Origin of the sequence: Occultella aeris, assembly GCF_902703175.1 — a bacterium.
In the GTDB taxonomy this organism is placed as follows: Bacteria; Actinomycetota; Actinomycetes; order Actinomycetales; family Beutenbergiaceae; genus Occultella; species Occultella aeris.
Genome location: NZ_CACRYJ010000022.1, coordinates 65,576 through 83,434, shown reverse-complemented (window position 1 = coordinate 83,434; position 17,859 = coordinate 65,576). Strand labels below are relative to the sequence as shown.

Sequence of the window (17,859 nt, the reverse complement as noted above, 5' to 3'; positions counted from 1 at the left end):
GGATACCGTGGCGTGCATCGGCCCACTCGGAGGGCTCAAACCATCGGGTACTCATGGCAGACGATCCACGTGGCTCCAGGCTGGTGCAGCGAGGGCGATACGACTCGCCGTTCTTCAGGTCCAAGTTCCGCGTTCCCACCACACCGGCGCACTTCATCCGCAGACCGCGCCTCGTGAGGCTGCTCGAGGATCTCAACGAGTGCCCGGTTCTGGCCCTCGTCGCGCCGGCAGGTGCCGGGAAGACGGCGCTCGCAGCCGACTGGATCACTCATACCGGGCGGCGAGCGATCTGGCTGGCACTCGACGACGCGGACCGTGACCCGCAGCAGCTCACGACGGCGCTCGCCGCCACCATCGACCAACTCGCCCCAGGCTGTGCCGATAGCACCATGTCCGTGCTCCGTCGCCCGCACAGACCCGAGGACGCGGTGCACGCGCTGGTCGATGTGCTCGAGGACATCGAAGCAGACCGGACAGTGCTGGTCATCGACGATGTTCACCTCGTGGACGACGACGCCTCGGCGTCGTCGTGCCTTGCGGCATTCATCGAGCACAAGCCCGCCTGGCTGGATCTGTTGGTGCTGACCCGGCGCCGGCTGAGGCTGCCCGTTGACAGGTTCCGGGCCAGCGGTCTGCTCGCCGATCTCTCCTTCGAGGCGCTGAGGTTCTCGGATGCCGAGGCGATGGCGATGCTCGTCGGGCTGTGTCCGGACGCGGCCCCTGACGAGCTGTCCGAGGTCGCCCAGTGGGCCGGCGGCTGGGCGGCTGCCCTCCAGCTCTCCGCTCTCGCAGTTCGGTCCCAAGGGGCGGACGGTATCCGACGTTCGGGCCACGAGAACGAAGCCACGACCGGGTCCGGTCGCCTCGTCGACGAGTACCTGTGGCACGAGGTGCTGCGAGCGGAGCGACCCGAGATGATCAGTCTGCTCCTGGGCGTGTCGGTGGCGGACCGAGTGAACTACTCGCTCGCCGAGGCGCTCACCGACAGCCCCGGGGCCGGCGAGATGCTCGCCGAGGCGGAGCGCCGTGGCCTGTTCGTCACGGCACTGGAGCCCGGCGGCTGGTTCGAGGTGCACGGACTTGTCAGGGACCTGCTGCGGGCCGAGCTCGGGCGTCGGCAGCCTGAGCGTCTTCGGGACCTTCATGCCCGGGCGGCCCGTTGGTTCGAGGCCACCGACGACAGCACGAGCGCTGTCGAGCACTGGCTGTCGGCGGGTATGCCGCGCGAGGCGCTCCGTCTGCTCGCCGAGCTGGCAGTCGACCTCTTCGATGGCGGCCGAGCGTCTGCCATGCGCCGCATGACGGAGGAGATCTCACCGAGCTCCTTCGCCTCGGACCCGGAGGCGATGATCGAGTATGCATGGTGCCAGATGCCGATCGACCGTCAGTCGTTCCAGATTGCCTTGGCCGCCGCGCAGTCATCGCAGCCGGTGAGTGGCCACAGTGCCGGCAGGCTGGAGATCCTCCGGGCCGCAGCGGCGATCATCTCCGGAGACTGGCACCGCTGCGAGGGCCAGGCCCGGGCCGCGCTGGACGCGTTCGACGGGCCGGCCTGGCTCGACTCCCTGGGAAGGTTCGGCTGGAGTCTGGTCGCCCGCGGCATCGCTCTCGACGAGCGATGGTTCGACGGCGGCCCGGAGGTCGAGGAGGTCGTCCGGGGGGTCAGCCACGACCCCGAGCGTGCTGTCGCCCTCGAGGGTACCCGTGCCGTCGCGCTAGCTCTGGGTGGCTACCCCCTCGACGCTGTGCGAACGGCGGCCAGGGTGCGGCCGATCGCAGAGGCCGGCGACATGGGCACGCTCCGGGTCGACCTTGCCTTGGCTGATGCCATCGGCATTCGAGAGCTCGGGGACCACGGACAGGCCAGGCAACTGCTGGAGGATCTGTCGTCGCGAACGTCGTACCCGAACGTGTACGTCCAGTTCCTGGCCCAACTCGAACTCGTAGAGCTGCACCTGTCGGAAGGCGCCCTCGATTGCGCCAGGTCCGCGTTCCGGTCGGCCGCCGAGATCTGCGAATACGACTTCGGAGGACGTGGCGCTACCGACTGCTTGGCGCGTCGCGGCGTTGTGCTCGGACTCGCGTGCCGTGAGCCCGGCGATGCCGCACACTGGGCCCGGCAGATCGAGGACCCGTTCTGGCGTCCCGTGAGTGACGCCCGCGTGTTACTGGCCGCGCAGCGGCGCACGGAGGCCGCCGGTTCGCTCGCGCTCGCTGTGCCTCGGTGTGCGCGGCACCAGGTGGTTCGCCACCTGCTGCTGGGCCGCAGCCTCCACGGCAGCGATCGCGGTTCTGCGGAGAAGGAGGTTGCGGCGGCTGCGGAGATCGCCGCCGAGCACGGCATGCTGGAGACGGTCGGGGACAGTGGGCGCGATGTGCTCGACCTGCTCGAGCTGGCCGCCTGGCGCGTGCCGGACGGATGGATGCGGCGGCTACGCCATGTCGTGTCGGGGGGTGAGGTTGTCCCCTCGCCGACCGGTGCTCTTGTGGCCGAGCTCACGGTTCGGGAACGTGGTGTGCTCCGGTTGCTGCCAACGCGCCTCACGCTCCATGAGATCGCCGATCAACTGTTCATCTCCCACAACACCGTGAAGTTCCACCTGCGTGTGATCTACCAGAAGCTCGGCGTCAACTCACGCGCGGAGGCAGTGGCGACCGCTCGCCGTCTGAGCCTGATGCGCTAGACCACTCTGGCGAGCAGAGCCGGAACATCTTCAACATCTGAAGTTCGAACTCCTCCTCGGACAGGAGGTCACGGTCGACGAGTGAGAGAAGCTGACGGACCTCGTCGACCCTCCACTTCATCACTGGACCGACGGTCGCGCCGACTGTCGTGTCCAGCATGGGGCTTGCGCGGAGCACCCCCACGCGGTCTCGTCGAGAACCAGCCACCCGTCTCATCTCATCGACCTCCGCCCGGCCGTCCTCGTCGAAACGCACGCTCGGCCTGCTCCAACCGGCTCCGTGGGATTCGCTCGCCACCGACGATCTGACCACCGCCGGACCGGGCCGCGTCCGCCAGCACCTTGGCCCAGAGGTCCTCGGCGACCAGGATCAGCGCGGACGTACGTGCGGGCAGCGCACGGCAGGCGACCACGATGTCGTCGTCACTGAGAAGTCGGCCCACCTCTCCATCCACGTCGCGCAGGTCCGCCAGCGCCGACACCAACTCGGGCTCGGTGACCGTGTACCTGCCTTCAGCGTCGATGGCGACCCCGACGAGGTCGAGGATCCTGATCCGTGACGACTCGACCAGGCTCCTCAGCGCCTGCGCGACGGTGAGGCTCGACGAGAGGTCGGGCAGGTTGATGACGACATACTCGACGAGGTCCGGGTCTGAAGCCGGCGGACCCTGGCCGCCCTGCTCGTTGCGTGGTGTCACCCGAATGCCATCCCTTCCGTGTCGCCCGTCGGCTTGGGCTCAGGAAGGCGAACCATCCGAAACGAGTTGGCCAGGCCGAGCAGAGCCGCGAGAGTGGGAACGGCCAACGCCACCTGCAACGCCAGCGGACGAGCTTCGGTGTTGATGCGTACGATCTCGTCCTGGATGACCTCCGGCTCGTCTGCCAACAGTTCCTCCAGATCGCTGTTGCTCATCAACTGGGCATCTCGATCGAGTGCCTCGGCGACCTGCACCTTGTCCTCGGGCGGCAGAACCGAACTCCCCTCGGCCTTGGCCGTGAACGTCAGCGACAGCGTCGCCAGCATGATGGCGCCGGCGAATGCCAGCCCGAAGGACAGGCCGAAGGATCCGGCGGCGGAGTTGATGCCCGCGGCTTCGCTGACGCGTTCCTCCGAGACCGGGCCCAGGGTGTAGTTGTTCAATTGCGACACGAGCAGACCGAGCCCGCTGCCGGCCACGACGAGTGGGCCGACCAGCGCCCACCCGGACTCGGCACGCGGGACGATCGGCAACAGCGCCGCTACTCCGACTGCGAGCAGCAAGAATCCCATGCGAACGATCCGGCTCGGGCGACGGTCGCCTGCCTTCCGGCCGGCCAGGAGCGCGACCGCGAACATACTCAGGGACAGCGGGGCCATGGACAGCCCTGCCCCCATCGCGTTGTACTCGAGGACCATCTGCAGGTAGATGGGGAGCGCGATCATGGCACCCCCGAGGGCGACCTGCTGCAGCATCTGCTGGGAGATACCGAGCCGGAACGTCGGGATCTTGAACAGGTCGGGGTCGACCAGGGTCGGGCGCTTCTTCTTCTTCCGACTGACCAACCAGCGGACGAGGGAGCCCAGGGCGACCACGCCGACCACGAGGAGCAGCAGGACGAACTCACCCCCTTCCTGCCACACGAGGACGCTGAGGACCAGCCCGCCCATCGCCAGGACCGAGAGCAGGGCACCGACCGGATCGACTGCACGCGACCCCGTGTACGGCGCGTCGTGCACCAGCCGGATCCCGGACAGCACGATCGCGATGATCACGACCTCCATACCGAACGCCACACGCCACGAGAGGTACGTGGTGATGAAGCCGCCGAGCAGGGGACCGACCGCCGCTGCGATGGCGGCAGCGGCACCCACCAGGGCGTACGCCTTGCGCTGGGCCGCACCCTCGAAGTTCCCGTGCACCAACGACTGCATCGCCGGCAGGAGCAAGGAAGCACCCAGGCCCCCGATCACGGCCCAGAACACGACGATCGCCCTCAGGTCCTGCGCCACCATCATGGCGATCGCACCCGTCGCATACCCGAGTAGGCCGAGTACGTAGGCACGCTTGCGGCCGATCAGGTCGCCAACCTTGCTGCCGATCAGAATGAACGCTGCAGAGACGAGTGCCTCGAGCGCGATCGCGGACTGCACCCCGCTGACGGTCGTGTCCAGGTCCCGGACCACCGCGGAGATCGAGACGTTCATCAGGGATGTGTCCACCACGAGGACGAACATGGCCATCGCGAGCAAGACCGCGAGCTTGTTCCCTGGCGAAGCCGCGGCTGCTCCTCCGTCTTGCTGGTTGCCCATGGTGCACCACCCCATGCCTGTGCCGGACGTGCCGTGCAGCCAAGGTAGTCCGGGACCGCCTGCCAGCAACCACCCGAACCGGGGTGGGCTGTGGCACCCTGCGCCCGCCCCATGCTCCGCGAACCACCCAGTCATAGTGGATGGGTACCGACTCTCGGGAGCGGATCTGGGTTTGAGGCTCGACCCTCCGCCGCGAGGCGATGCATGAGGTGGCGGATCCCCGTGACGCGGCCCGGAGGATCGGCAGGTGTCGAGGTGTGGCCCTCGGACCACCCTGGCGTGGGTAGTGCCTACCACCCCTGAGGAGAGGCATGGTGATGACGTGGACGAGAACCAGCACGCAGGCTCAGCGAAACTGCCCAGAGAGGCATACGAGCAGGAGCTCGCGCGTCTCCACGTCGAACTCGTCGCCTTGCAGGAGTGGGTGAAGTCCTCAGGTGCGAAGGTCTGCGTCGTCTTCGAGGGTCGTGACTCCGCCGGAAAGGGCGGCACCATCAAGGCGATCACCGCGAAGGTGAGCCCGCGGGTGTTCCGCGTGGTGGCGCTCCCTGCCCCGACGGAGCGTGAGCGATCGCAGATGTACATCCAGCGCTACATCCCGCACCTGCCCGCGGGCGGCGAGGTCGTGATCTTCGACCGCAGTTGGTACAACCGGGCCGGGGTCGAGCGAGTGATGGGATTCTGCACCGAGGAGCAGTCGCAGCGCTTCCTTTCGATGACGCCCGACGTCGAGCGCGCGATCGTCGATGCCGGGATCGTGCTGGTCAAGTACTGGCTCGAGGTGGGCGAGCAGGAGCAGACCAAGCGCCTCCAGTCGCGGATCGATGATCCGCGCAAGATCTGGAAGTTGTCCAAGATGGATCTCATGTCGTACACGAAGTGGTACGAGTTCGGCGCCGCCCGCGACGACATGCTGGCGAGGACGAGCAGCGAGTGGGCTCCGTGGCACGTCGTGCGTACCGACGACAAGAGGCGCGGTCGCCTCAACCTGATCACGCACTTCCTGGGCCAGGTTCCATACGCTCCACTGGAGACCCGCTCGATCGAACTTCCGAAGCGGCCCGAGGCCGATGGATACATCGAGCGGGACCTGACGCCGTACGAGATACCGGCGCTCTTCTGACGAGAGCCCGGTCGCCGTACGGTGCAGTGGCAGACACTTCAGCGCGCGCTCAAGACGTGCTCCGGGGTGCTCGCCGAAGCACGCGCGGCGAGCTGTCGCTACTCGACGATGCGCAGGTCGCGCTCGGTGTTGTTGAACCGCCGAGCGCCGGTGTCGGTGACCGTGACGATGTCCTCGATGCGGACGCCGAACCGGCCGGCGAGGTAGATGCCGGGCTCGACGGAGAAGCACATCCCTGGCACCAGAGGTTGTTCCTCGCCCTCGATCATGTACGGCGGTTCGTGGGTGGTGGTGCCGATGCCGTGGCCGGTGCGGTGGATGAACCTGTCGCCGTAGCCCGCGTCCGAGATCACTGCCCGGGCCGCGCGGTCGATCTCCTGGCAGGCGACACCCGGCTGGACCGCGTCGACCCCTGCCTGCTGCGCCAGCCGAACGATCTCGTGGACGTCACGGATCTCGGGCCTCGGCTCCCCGACGCACACGGTGCGGCTGGTGTCGGATCCGTAGCCGTGCATGAGCCCGCCGAAGTCGAGGACGACGGCGTCGCCGACCTCGATGGTGCGTTCGCCCGCCTCGTGGTGCGGGTTCGCGCCGTTCGGGCCGGATCCGACCACGGTGAAGTCGACCTGCTCGTGGCCGAACTCCCGAAGGAGCCGCGCCAGGTCGGCGGCGACCTCGGTCTCTCTTCGCCCGGCGAACCGGACCCCGAGGATCTGCTCGTACGTCGCGTCCGCGGCGGCACCGGCCGCTTCCAGCCGGGCGAGCTCGGCGGCATCCTTGACGGCCCGGAGCATCGGCAGGCTCTGCGTCAGCGACAGGTACGAGGTACCGGGTACCGCATCCTGCAGCCCGAGGAGGTGCATCGCCCAGGCGGAGTCGGAGATCCCCAAGGTGGCGTCCGCACGGATCAGGGCACCCGCCCTCGCGAACGGGTCCTCGCCGTCGGCCCAGTCCACGATCATGAGGCCGGGCGCCGCGGTGGCGCCCTCCGCATCGGGCCGTTCCAGGGCCGGCACCACCAGGGTCGGTTCGTGGTCGGCGGCGAGCACCAGCACGGTCAGTCGTTCGGTGATCGCCGTGGGCCGGTAGCCGGTGAGCCAGACCAGTTCGGGTCCGGGCATGACCAGCAGGCCGTCGAGCCCGGCGCGCGTCGCCTCGGCCACGGCGCGGCGCATCCGCGCCGCATAGTCGGCGCTGGTGAACGGCGCCGATGGCGTCGGGTCGGTCGTGTTCATGAGAGGCTCCCTGATCTGGCCGTCGCAGAGGTCGGCAACGTGTGGGTGTGGGCCGCCGCCGAGGCGGCGGCGTCGTTCAACGTGCCGGTGGGTGCACGGTGCCGGGCGATCACGAAGGCCATCAGGACGCCCAGGAAGCTGAAGATCGCCATCATCCACGAGGCCGCGGCCAGGCCGGCGGCCAGCGCGTCGGACGGCGACGCACCATCGGCCGTCTGGTTCCCGATCACGCTGCCGTAGATGGTGGCGGCCAGGGCCGTGGCCACCGCGGCGCCGACGTACCGGGCCATGTTGGACACACCGGACGCCCCGCCCACCTGGTTCTCCGGAACCGACGCCGTCGCCGCCGACGACGCGGGGCCGTTCGACAGGCCCATCCCGACGGCGATGGCGACCAATGGCAACAGGAACGCGGCGTACTGCCACGATGCGTCGACCAGACCAACGATGACGAAGCCGGCGGCGGTGACGGCGAACCCGACGCCGATCGTCTGTCGGCCGCCGAACCGAGCCGCCAACTTCGGCACCATGGGAGCCACGACCACCAGCCCGACCGTTGCCGGCAGGGTGGCCAGGCCGGCCTGGAGAGGACTGAAGCCCAGCGCGGCTGGGTCCTGGAAGTAGAGGCTCAGCAAGTACATCAGACCGTTGATCGTTCCCGCGCCGATGAGGATCGCGATCGTGGACCCGACGAGGACCCGGTTACGCAGCAGGGCCAGGTCGAGCAGCGGCACGGCCACCCGTCTCTCCACGGCGACGAACGCCATCCCGGCAGCGATCGCGATCGCGAGACAGCTCAGCGTGCCCACCGAGATCCAGCCCCATTCGCCGCTCATCGTGACGGCGAGGATCAGCGGCGTCAGCGTCAGCGCGATCAGCACCGTGCCGGCATAGTCGATCGTCCTCGGCCGGGTTGGGTCCCGCGACTCGGTGACAGTGACTGCGGTCAGCACCATGCAGAGCAGAGCTACGACGGCGTCGATCCAGAACAGCCCCTGCCAGCCGGTGATGCCGACGAGCACGCCGCCCAGCAACGGGCCGAGCGCCGCACCGACGGCGGCCGCGGCGCCCCACAGGGACACCGCCCGTAGCTGTTCGTCCCCCTTCTTGGCGACCGAAAGCAGGCTCAGCCCGCACGCCAGGATCGTCGCCCCCGCCGCGCCCTGGATGACGCGCCCGGCGATCACCATGGCGCCGGACTGCGCGAGGGCAATCAGGACACACGAGGCGACGAACAACAACAGGCCGAGCTGGAAGACCCGCTTGCGGCCGAAGACGTCGCCCAGCGAGCCCGAGGTGACGATCACCGCGGCACCAACCAGCGAGTAGCCGGTCACTGCCCACTGCAGCGTGGCGACCGACGTGCCGGTGTCCTCCGAGATGGCGGGCAGCAGGATACTGACGGCCGAGGTGTTTGCGTTCACCACCAGGGTCGAGATGCAGGTGGCCGCGAGCACCCCACCTGCCCGGGTGCTCATCCCTGTGTCGCCACTCATCCGGCGTCCTCCCGTCACCGGCCCGCAGGGCCGTTCCGGACCGACTGTATGGGCGGGAGCCGCGGGATGCCTCACCCGCTCTGGGGGATTCAATCGGCGCCGTTCCTGCAGGTCCGCACCGGTTCACCCAGTCAGGGTGACGTAGGTGATGCCGGAGCGTTCTAGCGTGGGTCCGGGCTGGAGCGCATTCAGTTCTGGACGACTGGGTCGCGCCGGCGCGACAGGTCAGATCGAGTCCTGGAGGCGGGCGATGGCCAGATCCGATGTCGGAGAACCCCAGCCGGGGCTGCGTGTTGGCCCGACCAGTGAGTTCAGTCTGTTCTTCCGCGTCAAGCCGGGCTCGGAGCAGTCGTTGAGGACTGCTCTGACCGACCTCCAGAACACGCCCGGGTACCGCCCCGGCGACTACGGGATGGCCATACAGACGATCCACGAAGCGCGATTCGTGATGTTCGACGACGACACGCGGCTCGCCTTCGTGACCAGCTTCGACGGGCCGTGGGATGCCTACATGGAGGACTTCTTCACCTCCGGACCGACGCTGGCGCTCTTCGACGTCATCTTCCGACACGTAGAGGGATACGGCGGGCTCCCGGACCTCTCGGCCCTGCGGGCGTTCGTCCTCGACGCGGAGCACGTGGCCGCCGCCTATGCGCGGAACTACCCCGGCACGGTGAAGGAGATCCGGAAGGCGCTACGTGTGAGCAGAGCCTTCCAGGAGGTTCTCGACCATCCCCAAGCCGCCGAGCTCCTTCAGCACCCGGCAATGCGGCCGCTGTGGGACGAGGCCGGAGACTGAAACAAACCCGCGACTACGAAAGGTTGTCGATGTCGGACCACATCTCGGGACCACGTGCCCTGGCGGACCCCATCGCGGACATCACGGACGTGTATGCGTTCCCCAGTCCCGAACGGTCGGGTTGCCTCGTCCTCGTCCTGAACACGCTCCCGATGGCCAAGCCCACCGACCTGTTCTCCGACGGCCTGCTCTATCGCTTCCGCCTGCGACCCGTCGCTGCCTCGAGTGGGGAGGGCGCGAGCTGGAGATTCGTCCCCGGCGAAGAGGAGCTCGTTATCGACTGCGTCTTCGCTGCCCCCGAGGAGGCAGCCGGCGACGGCGGGGAGCCGGTCCGCGTCCAGCAGGGCACCTGCGTCAGTCCGTCGGGCGAACGGATCCCGTTCGCTGTCAACGAGGAGCAAGGCGGCTCCGGCCGCGGCCTACGGGTCTTTGCCGGCGTGCGCTGGGACCCGTTCATCATGGATGCTCGGGCGGCACTGGCGACGATCGCGACCCGAAAGCTGGCCTTTACCGACCCGGGCTCGATCTTCCTTGACGGCAAGAACGTGCTGAGCATCGTCGTCGAGGTCGACACCGACCGTTTGACTGACTGGGGGCTCGTGGGAGTCGTCGCCGAGACGCTGACCCGTGGGACCGTCAACGTCCGGATCGAGCGTGTGGGTCGCCCCGAGGTCAAGAACATGATGCTGGCACCCAAGGACTTCGACCGCGTGAACCGGGACCTGGAGATCCGCGACCTCTACAACATGGAGAACGCGTTCCACCTCGGCGACTCCTACGGCGGGGCCTACCGGGCACGGCTGGACGCGAACCTCGCGTTCTGGGACGGTCTGGACGGAGAGGTCGACTGGCCCGTCGGCGAGGACGGCCGTCACCCGATGACCGAGCTGGTCCTGTCCGACTTCCTGGTCGTCGACGTCACCAAGCCTTACGTCGAGCAGGGCTCGTTCCTCGAGATCGAGCTGGCCGCCCGGCGGGGCGACCAGCACGTGACGTGTGGCGGCCGCACCCTGAACGACGACGTGATGGACATGATCTTCACCCAGCTGGTCAACGCCGGTCACGGGCCCACCATCCGCGACGGCGTCGACGCCGCCACCCGGCCGGCCACCGGCAGGTTCCCATACCTGGCGTCGCCGAACCCGAATCCGCCCGAGCCGCCCGAGCACCACTGACATGGAAGCGGGTGAACCAGTGCACGCCACGACGAGCCCGGCCTTGGATCTCGACGACATTCAGGCCGGTGCGCTCTACGGACGACCGTCCCCGTATGTCGGCACCTATCTGCTGCTCTGCATCCGCGATCGAGACGACGGCCGGGACCTGGTTCGGCGACTGCTTCGGGTCGTGAAACCGGCCGGGTTCCCTGGTAGCCCGGACGACACCTCGGTCACCGTGGCGTTCACCTACAGCGGACTGAAGGCGCTCGGGGTACCGCAGGGCTCGCTGGACAGCTTCGCGCCCGAGTTCCAGCAGGGGATGGCCTCCCGCGCTGCGACGTTGGGCGATGTCGGTGAGAGTGCACCCGAGCACTGGGAGTGGCCGCTGGGTACCTCCGATGTGCACGTCGCGATCTCGGTGCTCTCCTCCGACCGGGCGCAGCTCGAAGCGGTCGCCGAGAAGGCTCGGGAGGCCCATGCCGAGCTCGCCGGGATCGACCTGATCTGGCGCCAGGACTGCTACCAACTCGCCAGCGGACGAACGTCGTTCGGGTTCAAGGACGGGATCGGCCAACCGGGGGTCGAGGGGAGCGGACGCCCGGCCGCGAATCCCCGTGAACGTCCTCTCAAGGCCGGCGAGATCATCCTCGGGTACCCCGACGAGACCGGTGAGCTGCCGCCGATGCCGAGCCCCGAGATCCTGGGTCGCAACGGAACCTACGTCGTGTTCCGCAAGTTGCACACGCGGGTGGCGGCCTATCGGAGCTACCTGCGGGCACGGTCACGGAGCCGTCAGGAGGAGGCCCTTCTGGGCGCGAAGATGGTTGGCCGCTGGCAGAGCGGAGCCCCGCTCTCCATCGCCCCGGACCAGGACGACACGGAGCTCGGTGGCGACCCTCGGCGGAACAACGACTTCGGGTTCGCCGATGACCCGCGCGGCTTCAAGTGCCCGGTGGGCGCCCACGCGCGCAGGGCCAACCCGCGGGACGCACTGGACGGCGAAGGCAGCGTGGACGTACGTCTGCATCGCATGATCCGGCGAGGCACCAACTACGGACCGATGCTTCCCGAGGGCGTGATCGAGGACGATGGGATCGACCGCGGAATCATCTTCGTGTTCGCGGGCGCGCATCCGAAGCGTCAGTTCGAGTTCGTCAAGACCCAGTGGCTCAACGACGGCATCTTCATCGGCGCCCCGCTCGAGTCCGACCCGCTCGTCGGGCCGCACCCCGAATCCAGCACCTTCACCATCCCGCAACGCCCGATCCGGCGCAGGTTGCAGGACCTCCCGCCGTTCGTCGTGACCCGCGGCGGCGAGTACTGCTTCGCGCCCAGCCTGCGCGCTCTGCAATGGCTCGCCGGACTGGGCGTGCGTGACGAGACGCCACCGAGAGAGGACGCATGATGGGCTCACCAGGCACGGACCGCTGGGCAGCGCTCGACTTCGCCCCACCCGATCCCGGCATCGAGGAGACCGAGGCGCCGGTGCTCCTGGACTATCTCACCGACGGCCGGGCGGCCCTGATCACCCTCAACAGACCGCATGCCGACAATGCGATCAGCACCGAGATGGGTGCGTTGTTGACCGAGGTGGTGGAGGAGGTCGCCGTTCGCACCGCGGTCCGCGTCGTCATCCTGACCGGTGCTGGAGACCGTGCCTTCTCCGTCGGAAGCGACCTGCGGCAACGTAAGGCGATGACCAAGGAGGACTGGCTGCGTCAACGGCAGGCCTTCGACCGGACGCTCTACACGGTCCGACAGCTCCGCAAGCCGATCTTCGCCGTGGTCAACGGGATCGCGTACGGGGGCGGCTGTGAGCTCGCCCAGAGCACGGACTTCATCATCGCCTCGACCAACGCGACCTTCGGACAACCCGAGGCCATGCTCGGCCTCGCGGCCGGCGGCGGGTCGCCCGCGCTGCTTCCCCGACTTCTGCCGCGAGGCAAGGCCATGCAGATGCTCATGACCGGGGACCCGGTCTCGGCGCGGGAGGCGTACCGGCTCGGCTTGGTCAACGAGCTGCACGATCCCGGCCAATTGATGGGCGCGGCGCGTCAGATTGCGGCCAGGATCGCTGGTAACTCGCCGACCGCGGTCCAGGCCGTGAAGCGCGCGGTTCAGTTGGGCGAGGGACAGCCGATCGAACATGCGATCGCGATCATGATGGATGCCCACTGGCGCTCCGCGGTCCATCCCGACCGCGTCGAGGGCATCGGCGCCTTCAACGAGGACCGCGAGCCGACCTTCTCCGAGTCCGACTTCTGACGATCCCGGCATCACCCTGACCCAAGGAGACTGAGACGCATATGACGGTCACTGGCGACCTCGAGGCGGCACGCGCCGCACTGGTGATGATCAACCCCGCGCCCTACAACGCCGAGGCGCCACCGGCCGCGCTGCACGGCGACATCACTCCCACGGAACTCCACTACGTCCGCAGCAACTTCGCGGTCCCCGACCACGACGGCGTCCTGGAGATCGGCGGCGCGGTCGGCCGACCCACCACCCTCACGCTCGACGACCTTCGCGCGATGCCGGCCCACGAGCACACCGTCACGCTCGAGTGTGCGGGCAACGGGAGACTGGAGATGAAACCCCTGCCGACCGGCGAACCCTGGGGTGACCTCGCCGTGTCCACGGCCCGATGGCGCGGTGCGCTGCTCCACGAGGTGCTGGCGAGGACCGAACCATCGGCGCACGGTGTCGAGGTTCTGGCGCAGGGGGCCGATCACGGGCCATACCACCTCCGAGCGATCCTTCCCGAGACCGAGCAGGACAACCTCTCCTTCATCCGGTCGCTCCCACTCACGTACGCCACGGACCCGACCTCGGGGATTCTCATCGCCTACGAGATGAACGGGAAACCGCTCGGGCGCGATCACGGCGCCCCGTTCCGGCTGATCGTGCCGCACTGGTACGCGGTCGCCTCGGTGAAGTGGCTGAAACGTCTCGAGGTCCTCACCGAGCCATACACCGGTGAGTTCCAGACCGGCCACTACATGTACCAGTGGCCGGACCGACCCCAGGAACCAGTCTCGCTGATGCGGGTGCGCGCCCGGATCACGGACCCTGCGCCGGGCGCGACCATCGGCCGCGGGTCCTACCTGGTCCGGGGGAAGGCATGGTCGGGGACCGGCCCCATCGCCCGGGTCGACCTCAGCCTCACCGGTGAGGGTGACTGGCAGCCGGCACGACTCGAACCGTCCCGCAGTGGCTTCCATTGGCAGGACTGGTCCTTCAACTGGGACGCCGACGACGTCGGCAGACACACCCTGAGAGCCCGCGCGGCCGACGCCGCCGGCAACGTGCAACCCGACGTGCCGCCGTGGAACCGCCTCGGCTACGGGAACAACGCCATCGAAGTCATCTACGTCGATCGCCGGTGACGCGCCGGGGAGAGACCAGTTGTCTCGGCGACGTCGGGGCGGAGCGGCCGGTCGCGAGGCCAGCGGTTGCCGACTTCCTTCGCGGCGCGCTCGAGATGGTCGGCGTCGAGGAGTTCGTCCTTGCGGTTTCACCAGATCGTAGTCGGCCTGGGCGGGCTCGAGGGGGGGCGTAGCCGTTCGGCTCGTTCGTTCCGGAGCCCTGCATCCACCGGGGCGCCGTCTTCGATGACCTGGGTGAATCGGCACCAGCCCCAGGCGACGTACGGGCTCCGCGTTTCACGCACATGAGGTGATTCAGCGCCGCGCACGTCTTCCTAGCCTTGGGGCAGCAACCACTGGCTCTCTCAGTAGGAGTGATGATGGTGACCACAACTCGGAGGCCTCGCACCTGTCTGGGATGGTTCGGATGAGTGCCGGAGACGCAGTCGCCCAGGTGGCAACACGAGCGAAGGTCCCGCCGACCGCCTGGATCTCGTGGGTGGCCCTGGCGATGATGACCACCAGTTCGGTCGCCAGCCTTCGGGCGGCGCCCACCATGGCCGTCTACGGTCTGGCCTGCGTGTTCCTGTACCTGCTCCCGGCCGTGGTGTTCCTGCTGCCGACGTCCCTGGTCTCCGCCGAACTCGCGTCCGGCTGGGAAGGCGGCATCTACAAGTGGGTCTCGGAGGGCATCTCCAAGCCGATGGGCTTCCTGGCCGTCTGGTGCCAGTTCGCGATGACGGTCTTCTACTACCCGAGTCTGCTGGGCTTCGTGGCGAGCACACTCGCGTACGTCTTCAACCCAGAGCTGGCCAGCAGTGGCGTGTGGACCGCCATTGTCATCATCGTCGTGTACTGGTCCGGTGTCTGGGTCTCCTCGCGTGGGACCAAGGGTGTGGCAGGCCTCGCCAGCGGCGGCCTGATCATCGGCACCTTGATTCCCGGCGTGGTCCTGGTTGTGCTCGGCATGGTCTTCCTCGGGCAGGGCAACCCGTCCGCAGCGCCCATGACGTCCGAGAACATCTTCCCGGTGTGGGCCGGACTCTCGAGCCTGGTGCTCATCGTCAACAACTTCCTCTCCTACTCCGGCATGGAGATGAACGCCGTTCACGTCTCCTCCCTGAAGAACCCGGGCAAGGAGTTCCCGAAGTCGATGTTCCTGGCGATGGGCATGGTCCTGGCGATCTTCATCCTCCCGGCGCTGGCGATCGCATGGATCGTGCCGGCCGAGACGCTGTCCCTCACGGCCGGCGTGATGCAGGCGTTCGACGCGGTCTTCGCGAACTTCGGCTGGCAGTGGCTGACACCGATCGTCGGCATCATGCTGGTGACCGCCTCCCTCGGCGGCATGCTGACCTGGCTGGCCGGGCCCTCGAAGGGCCTGCTGCTGATCTCCCGCCAGGAGGGCTACCTCCCGCCGTTCCTGCAGAAGCTCAACAAGAACGGCGTCCAGCAGAACATCCTGGTCGTCCAGGGGCTCGTCACCACCGTGATCGGCCTCGCCTACGCGTTGATCCCCGACGTCTCCAGCGCCTACTGGATCTTCTCGGTGATCACGACCCAGGTCTACCTGATCATGTACCTCCTGATGTTCGTAGCCGCGATCCAGTTGCGCCGCAAGCATCCCGACCACCCCCGTGGCTACCGAGCACCTCTGCTGGTCGGGATGTGTGGCGTCGGGTTCACGGCCTCGCTCGCCGCACTGCTGGTGGGGTTCATTCCGCCCTCGCAGTTCGCGAGCGGCAACTCCGGGCTCTACTTCCTGATCGTGGGCGGCGGCGCACTCGGACTCGGGTTGTTCGTGCCGTTCCTCTTCTACAAGCTCCGCAAGCCCTCCTGGAAGCAACCTGAACCGCGGGAGGTGGCTCCGTCATGAGCATTCCGGTCGAGACGCAGAGCAAACGCGAACGCAACTGGATCTACATCACCGCCTGGATCATCCTCGCCGCCCTCATCGTCGGAGCGTTGCTCGCGTTCAGCTCGGGCCGGGAGACCCGCCAGGCGCAGGAGAAGGCCGACCAGCTGATCGCGGCGCTCGAGGAGGCGGGCGCGTCGGCGCCGTCGCAGGACCAGATCGTGCGTGTCCTCGGCGATGACGGCGGGGCCACCTGCGAGAACCCGAACGATGCACTGAACCGGTCCATCCTGCTGTCGCAGCTCTCGAACGGGGCGAGCGGTCCGGGGGCACGCCCAGTGATCGCGGACAGCAAGGTCTTCCAGGGCCAGCTGCTGATCATCGAGGTCTACTGCCCCGACGAACTGGACGACTTCCGGGAGTTCGTCGAGAGCCTCGAGACCGCGAATGTGGCGGGGGAGTGAGCCGTGGACCTGAAGACCCGCGTCACCGAGCTCATGCCCTGGGCCCGCGAGGAGCTCGCCGAGCTGGTCGCGATCAAGTCGGTCGCCGACTCGCGCCAGTTCCCACCCGAGGAGTGCCACCGCGCCGCACAGTGGGTCCTCGAGCGCTTCTCGGTGCTCGGGTTCACCGACACCCGGCTGGCCGCGACGTCGGACGGCAGCAACGCCGTCGTCGGCTCTCGGCCGTGCGCGCACGCCGACGCACCCACGGTGCTGCTCTACGCGCACTACGACGTGCAGCCACCCCTCGACGACGCCGCGTGGCGCACACAGCCCTTCCAGCTCACCGAGAGGGACGGACGCTGGTACGGGCGCGGGACCGCCGACTGCAAGGGCAACATCATCATGCACCTGATCGCGCTGCGGGCCCTGGGACAGGACGTGCCGGTGAACCTGAAGCTCGTGGTCGAGGGCTCGGAGGAGCAGGGTACCGGGGGTCTGGAGTCGTTCGTCGTCGACAACCCGGACCTGCTCCGCGCGGACGCGATCCTGGTCTGCGACACCGGGAACGCGGCCGTCGGTCAGCCGGCCGCGACCGTGAGCCTACGCGGCATGGTGAATGTCGTGGTCACCGTCGAAGCACTCGCGTCGGAGGTGCACTCCGGCATGTTCGGCGGCGCGGCCCCGGACGCGTTGGCGGCTCTTGTAGCGATCCTGGCGACCCTGCGCGACCACCGCGGCAACACGACGATCCGGGGGCTGGACAACACGCAGACCTGGTCTGGCGAGCCCTACCCTCCCGACCAGTTCCGGGCCGACACCACGGCGATCAGTGGTGTGTCGCTGTTGGGTGACGGCAGTGTCTCGGACATGCTGTGGGCCCGCCCGGCGGTGACGATCCTGGGTATCGACTGCCCGCCGGTCGTCGGTTCGGCCTCGGCCATCGTGCCGCGCGCGTCGGCGCGGCTCAACCTGAGGATACCGCCGGGGATGAGCCCTGAGAGCGCCAAGGTCGCCCTCGACGAGCACCTGCGTGCCGCCGCTCCGTGGGGAGTGCGCGTGAGTGTGCAGACCGAGGCGACCGGAGCACCGTTCAAGGCAGAGACCGACGGCCCTGCCTACACGGCGATGGCCGCTGCCATGCAGGAGGTCTTCGACCGGCCGATGGCGGTCCTCGGGCAGGGCGGGTCGATCCCGCTCTGCAACGTGTTCGCCGACACCTATCCCGGCGCCGAACTGATCCTGATCGGTGTCGAGGAGCCCCAGGCCATGATCCACGCACCGAACGAGAGCGTGGACCCGCGAGAGATCTCCGGCATGGCACTGACCGAGGCGCTGTTCCTGCAGCGCTACGCGGCGGCAGTCCGCTGATCGGCGAGCGGACCGCCGAGGTCGTGAGGCCCAGACGA

General features: G+C 68.2%; 14 protein-coding genes. 10 read left to right on the top strand and 4 right to left on the bottom strand.

The annotated features are described in order from the left end of the window. Positions 1 to 173 precede the first annotated feature (173 nt). The gene (locus HALOF300_RS08290; protein ID WP_156740485.1) at positions 174 to 2,684 is read left to right on the top strand and encodes a LuxR C-terminal-related transcriptional regulator; all 2,511 of its coding nucleotides are present in this window, start codon (positions 174 to 176) and stop codon (positions 2,682 to 2,684) included. 218 nt (positions 2,685 to 2,902) lie between these two features. Here HALOF300_RS08290 and HALOF300_RS08285 read toward each other — a convergent pair whose 3' ends face one another. Next, entirely contained in the window at positions 2,903 to 3,382 is a 480-nt protein-coding gene (locus HALOF300_RS08285; protein WP_156740484.1) for a DUF6325 family protein, read from the bottom strand. After that, entirely contained in the window at positions 3,379 to 4,974 is a 1,596-nt protein-coding gene (locus tag HALOF300_RS08280) for an MFS transporter (RefSeq protein WP_156740483.1), read from the bottom strand. Before HALOF300_RS08280 ends, HALOF300_RS08285 begins: the two co-directional genes overlap by 4 nt. Positions 4,975 to 5,296: 322 nt before the next feature. Here HALOF300_RS08280 and ppk2 point away from each other — a divergent pair, with 322 nt between their 5' ends. Next, positions 5,297 to 6,097, top strand: coding sequence for a polyphosphate kinase 2 (ppk2, locus tag HALOF300_RS08275; RefSeq protein ID WP_156740482.1), 801 nt, complete (start codon positions 5,297 to 5,299; stop codon positions 6,095 to 6,097). 98 nt (positions 6,098 to 6,195) lie between these two features. Here ppk2 and HALOF300_RS08270 read toward each other — a convergent pair whose 3' ends face one another. After that, positions 6,196 to 7,332 (bottom strand): aminopeptidase P family protein, encoded by a 1,137-nt coding sequence (locus HALOF300_RS08270; RefSeq protein ID WP_156740481.1) that lies wholly within the window; start codon positions 7,330 to 7,332, stop codon positions 6,196 to 6,198. Then, complete coding sequence (locus HALOF300_RS08265; RefSeq protein ID WP_231955141.1) at positions 7,329 to 8,828, bottom strand: MFS transporter; 1,500 nt, start codon at positions 8,826 to 8,828, stop codon at positions 7,329 to 7,331. Before HALOF300_RS08265 ends, HALOF300_RS08270 begins: the two co-directional genes overlap by 4 nt. A gap of 250 nt (positions 8,829 to 9,078) precedes the next feature. On the opposite strand from HALOF300_RS08265, the gene HALOF300_RS08260 reads away from it, so the two are divergent. The 8 genes from HALOF300_RS08260 (at position 9,079) to HALOF300_RS08225 (ending at position 17,821) form a co-directional block, all read left to right on the top strand. Beyond that, complete coding sequence (locus HALOF300_RS08260) at positions 9,079 to 9,627, top strand: hypothetical protein (RefSeq protein WP_156740480.1); 549 nt, start codon at positions 9,079 to 9,081, stop codon at positions 9,625 to 9,627. A gap of 29 nt (positions 9,628 to 9,656) precedes the next feature. Next, positions 9,657 to 10,802: a DUF4331 family protein gene (locus HALOF300_RS08255; RefSeq protein WP_156740479.1), complete on the top strand. Its 1,146-nt coding sequence runs from the start codon at positions 9,657 to 9,659 to the stop codon at positions 10,800 to 10,802. A 43-nt stretch (positions 10,803 to 10,845) separates the two neighbouring features. Beyond that, positions 10,846 to 12,192 (top strand): Dyp-type peroxidase, encoded by a 1,347-nt coding sequence (locus HALOF300_RS08250; protein WP_197522395.1) that lies wholly within the window; start codon positions 10,846 to 10,848, stop codon positions 12,190 to 12,192. Further along, positions 12,189 to 13,052, top strand: a complete 864-nt coding sequence (locus HALOF300_RS08245) for an enoyl-CoA hydratase/isomerase family protein (protein WP_156740477.1) — start codon at positions 12,189 to 12,191, stop codon at positions 13,050 to 13,052. The genes HALOF300_RS08250 and HALOF300_RS08245 overlap by 4 nt, the downstream gene beginning before the upstream one ends. A 41-nt stretch (positions 13,053 to 13,093) precedes the next feature. Then, a complete protein-coding gene (locus HALOF300_RS08240; RefSeq protein ID WP_156740476.1) occupies positions 13,094 to 14,173 on the top strand; it encodes a sulfite oxidase in 1,080 nt (359 codons plus the stop codon). Positions 14,174 to 14,579: 406 nt separating this feature from the next. Next, complete coding sequence (locus HALOF300_RS08235) at positions 14,580 to 16,028, top strand: APC family permease (protein ID WP_197522394.1); 1,449 nt, start codon at positions 14,580 to 14,582, stop codon at positions 16,026 to 16,028. Next, positions 16,025 to 16,471, top strand: a complete 447-nt coding sequence (locus HALOF300_RS08230) for a hypothetical protein (protein ID WP_156740474.1) — start codon at positions 16,025 to 16,027, stop codon at positions 16,469 to 16,471. Before HALOF300_RS08235 ends, HALOF300_RS08230 begins: the two co-directional genes overlap by 4 nt. 3 nt (positions 16,472 to 16,474) lie before the next feature. Further along, positions 16,475 to 17,821, top strand: coding sequence for a dipeptidase (locus tag HALOF300_RS08225; RefSeq protein WP_156740473.1), 1,347 nt, complete (start codon positions 16,475 to 16,477; stop codon positions 17,819 to 17,821). Positions 17,822 to 17,859: the final 38 nt, after the last annotated feature.